We start from the raw sequence: 3,081 nt of genomic DNA on the forward strand, positions 1-3,081 counted from the left end.
CCGAGCACGTAGGAGCCGTGCCGCATCAACGCCTTCCCGACCGTCTTGGTGTGCTCGTGCGTGGCGACGGTCTTCACCACCCGGCCGACCACCACGGCGTCGTGGGCGTAGCCCTTGTAGCGGGCGATGGCCTGAGCCTTCTGCGAGGTGCGGCGCCGGTATTCCTCCTCGGAGATCAGCTCGCCTTCCACGACCCCCGCGTCGGCCGTGACCGGCGCGGTCTGGGCCTCCGGCCGGGTGGGGAGGTAGTGCACGCGGGCCAGTTCCTCGCTCGACTCGGCGGGCTGTCCGGTGTTGTCGGTGGTGGTCACTTTCGGCCTCCCCGGTGTTCGTCACGGAGCTGGCGCGCCCGGCGGGGCGAGCAGCGCAGGGTCTTGCGGATGGACTCGGCCGAGCTGGGGTCGACCGCGTGCGGGTTGGCCTCGATCGCCGCGCGCAGTTCGGCGCGCAGTTGCTCGATCGACCGGCCCACCCGGCCGCCGATCCGGGCTCGATCGGGGCTCGATTTTGGCTGGTCAGCGTCCCGATCGAGGGTGTCTACCGAGGAACCGCGGAACAGGGGCGACTCGTCCGCGCCCGCGTCCCGATCCGCGGTGCCGGCAGGCTGCTCGCCCGCGAGGAGATCGGCCAGGGCGGTGTCCCAGTCGGCCACCTCGGCCGGGTCCTGATCGACCGGCAGACCGGGCACGATCGCGGCCTCCAGGCGGCGCCCCCGGCGCCCGGTGAGCACGTAGCGGCCGGGGGTGTAGACCAGGCGGGCGGTGCCGTCGGCGTTGATCTCGGCCACCGCGTGCCGCACTGCCGCCCGGCGGACCTTGGCGACCTTGCGGGCCTCCCGGCGGGCGATCCGGGCGGCGGCCCGCTCGGCCGCCGGGCGCGGTGGGGTGGCCAGGGTGAGTTGGTGGGCCACGATCCCGGACACCGCCACGATCGCCATCACCACCCCGGCCGACCAACCCTTGTCCAGGCCGTGCAGGAAGTTCAGCCCGGCCGACAGCGCGGCGAACACCCACACCCCGGCCTGCAACATGCCCACCGGCCGGGCCGGGTCGGTGCGCCGGGCGATCAGCACCGCCACCGCGAACGCCAGCATCAACAGCTCACTGATGCCGGGCAGCAGCCACCCGAGCGCGGAGCCGTACACCGTCGCGCCGTAGGCGGCCATCGACGGCCCGGCCATCAGGAAGGCGATGAGCACGGCCGGGTAGATCAGCAGGTCCACCGTGTGCGCGGCCGCCCAGTTCCGCAGCGCGGCCCGCTTGGCGTCCCGCCGTGCCTGCCGCTCGGCGCGCTCGGCCTGCCGCTGCTGCGTGCGGGCCTGCTCGTCGCGGCGGGACTGCTCGGCCAGTGACTCCCGTTCCCGAATCCGCCGCTCGCTCGCCGCGTCAGCGTCCAGGCGGGCCTGCTCGGCCGCTGCCGCGCGGTCGGCGCGGCGCTGCTCCGCCCAGCTCATGCGCTCACCCCCTTGTCTCGCTGGCCCTCACGGGTGTCCTCAGCGCCCGCGTGGCTCTCCGTGGTCTCCTCGTCGTCGGTGGTGTCCTGGTCGGCGGGTGCGGGCGGCAAAGCGCGCTGCTCGCGGATCTCCTGCTGCTCGCGGCGGAACCGGACCTCCTTGACGGCCCACCCGGCCGCGACGGCGACGGAGGCCAGTCCGAACCAGCCGTTCACCGTCGCGGCGAGCACGGCCGGACCGGTGACCCCGGCCAGCTCCCCGCAGTGCCACACGACCCACTCAGCCGCAACCTCGGTGCGGGTGCGGGGCTCGCCGGTGTGGACGTTGGTGTCACGCGAAGGCATGACGCTCCCCCTTCCGGAAATCGGTGGTGTGGTGGAAAAAGTCGTTCACCGGCCGCGCCGGTGGCCTGCTCGCCTGCCGCGCGGCGTAACCGTCGATGCGGCGCAACACGCCCTCCAGCACCCGCACCAACAGCACGAACGGAATCCGCAGCAGGTGCAGCATCAAAAACAGCAGCAGCGCGCCCACGAACCGCAGCAGCGCGAGCGTCCCGAAACGCTCCAGCACGTCGAAAATGGACATCACCACTCACCACCCGCTGGCCCCGACTGCGGGGACGCATAGAGGAACCGGAACAGGGCCTGCCGTAGCTCAACCAGGTCACGGCCGGTGGCCTGGTCCATCGGATAGCCATGCGCGATCAGCACGTCGCGCACATCAACCAGCAGGCCGAACGTGAACCGCGAGTCGTTACCGGATTCAGGCCGTGGCAACGGAAAAACGTGCTCACCCATCACGCGGCCACCTCCCAGGTGCCGGACTCGCACTGCCAGCACACCCCGGTGGAGGTGGGCACGTAGTAGCCCACGTCCTGGCGGCACTCGGCGCAGATGCGGCGGGCGCGCAGGGCGCCCTGCACCTTGGCCCGGCGCTGTGCGGTGGTGCCGCGCACCGGGGCGGCCCGCTCCACCGAGAACAACTCCGTGGTCTCCTCCCGCCGATACGGGCGGTGGTGACGGAACACCAGCAGCGCCACCGGGTCCTGCCCGTTGCGCCGCAACCCCACCTCCCGGAGCTGCGAGACGGTCAGCAGCGTCGAGGGGGCCTCGCCCCACCCGAACACCGGCAGCCCATCCCGCCAGCCTCGGCACAGCGCCACGTGATGCGTGCGGCCGTCGAACACCGTCACCGGCCGCTGCCTGCGGTTGCGCGGGTTCACCGGTCCTCACCCGCCCCGGCGCAAACCTCGGCCAGCTCCGCGCGCAGCGGGGCCGTGGCCTGATCGATCAGCGCGTTCAGCTCCAGTGGCGTGTAGATCACCGCGTCGGACGCGGCCATCGCGGCGTCCAGCTCGGCCACCACGACGCTCAGCCACTCCGGGTGCCGGTCGCCGCGCAGATGGCCATACACGGCCGCCGCGAGGAAGGCGTACGCGCGGGCCGGGTCGCTGCCGTAGCGGCGGATGCTCTCCCGCAACCCTTCGGTGTAGCGGGTGGTGGTGCCTACCATGAGGTGTCCCTTCGAGTCGTGTGCTGGCTGGTTGGGGGCACCCGGTCCGGCGACGTTCTTGGCGGAAGGCGCCGGGCCGGGCTCCTGAACAGAAATCCGTGTGGTCATAGCCGCAC

At 72.5% G+C, this 3,081-nt stretch carries 6 protein-coding genes and 1 pseudogene; all 7 read right to left on the reverse strand.

Features of this window, described 5'->3' with window-relative positions:
- Window positions 1–311: pseudogene (locus tag DI005_RS34855) on the reverse strand (hypothetical protein); the annotation flags it as partial.
- Complete coding sequence (locus DI005_RS34860) at window positions 308–1,453, reverse strand: Yip1 family protein (protein ID WP_113644912.1); 1,146 nt, start codon at window positions 1,451–1,453, stop codon at window positions 308–310. The gene DI005_RS34860 and the pseudogene DI005_RS34855, both read right to left, overlap by 4 nt.
- Window positions 1,450–1,797: a hypothetical protein gene (locus DI005_RS34865; RefSeq protein ID WP_199543483.1), complete on the reverse strand. Its 348-nt coding sequence runs from the start codon at window positions 1,795–1,797 to the stop codon at window positions 1,450–1,452. The genes DI005_RS34860 and DI005_RS34865 overlap by 4 nt, the downstream gene beginning before the upstream one ends.
- Window positions 1,784–2,038 carry a hypothetical protein gene (locus DI005_RS34870; protein ID WP_113644913.1) on the reverse strand — a complete coding sequence of 85 codons (255 nt, stop codon included), beginning with the start codon at window positions 2,036–2,038 and terminating at the stop codon, window positions 1,784–1,786. The genes DI005_RS34865 and DI005_RS34870 overlap by 14 nt, the downstream gene beginning before the upstream one ends.
- On the reverse strand, window positions 2,038–2,250 hold the full coding sequence (locus DI005_RS34875; RefSeq protein ID WP_113644916.1) for a hypothetical protein: 213 nt from the start codon (window positions 2,248–2,250) through the stop codon (window positions 2,038–2,040). The genes DI005_RS34870 and DI005_RS34875 overlap by 1 nt, the downstream gene beginning before the upstream one ends.
- Window positions 2,250–2,675, reverse strand: a complete 426-nt coding sequence (locus DI005_RS34880; protein WP_113644914.1) for an RRQRL motif-containing zinc-binding protein — start codon at window positions 2,673–2,675, stop codon at window positions 2,250–2,252. Before DI005_RS34880 ends, DI005_RS34875 begins: the two co-directional genes overlap by 1 nt.
- The coding region (locus tag DI005_RS34885) for a hypothetical protein (RefSeq protein WP_233520430.1) at window positions 2,672–3,081 on the reverse strand (410 nt) is incomplete at its 5' end. The genes DI005_RS34885 and DI005_RS34880, both read right to left, overlap by 4 nt.

Source organism: Prauserella sp. PE36 (assembly GCF_003311655.1).
Classification (GTDB): Bacteria; Actinomycetota; Actinomycetes; order Mycobacteriales; family Pseudonocardiaceae; genus Prauserella_A; species Prauserella_A endophytica.

Coding starts and splice junctions, on each gene's coding strand:
- DI005_RS34860 (WP_113644912.1), bottom strand. CDS start 1,453: ATGAGCTGGGCGGAGCAGCGCCGCGCCGACCGCGCGGCAGCGGCCGAG.
- DI005_RS34865 (WP_199543483.1), bottom strand. CDS start 1,797: ATGCCTTCGCGTGACACCAACGTCCACACCGGCGAGCCCCGCACCCGC.
- DI005_RS34870 (WP_113644913.1), bottom strand. CDS start 2,038: ATGTCCATTTTCGACGTGCTGGAGCGTTTCGGGACGCTCGCGCTGCTG.
- DI005_RS34875 (WP_113644916.1), bottom strand. CDS start 2,250: ATGGGTGAGCACGTTTTTCCGTTGCCACGGCCTGAATCCGGTAACGAC.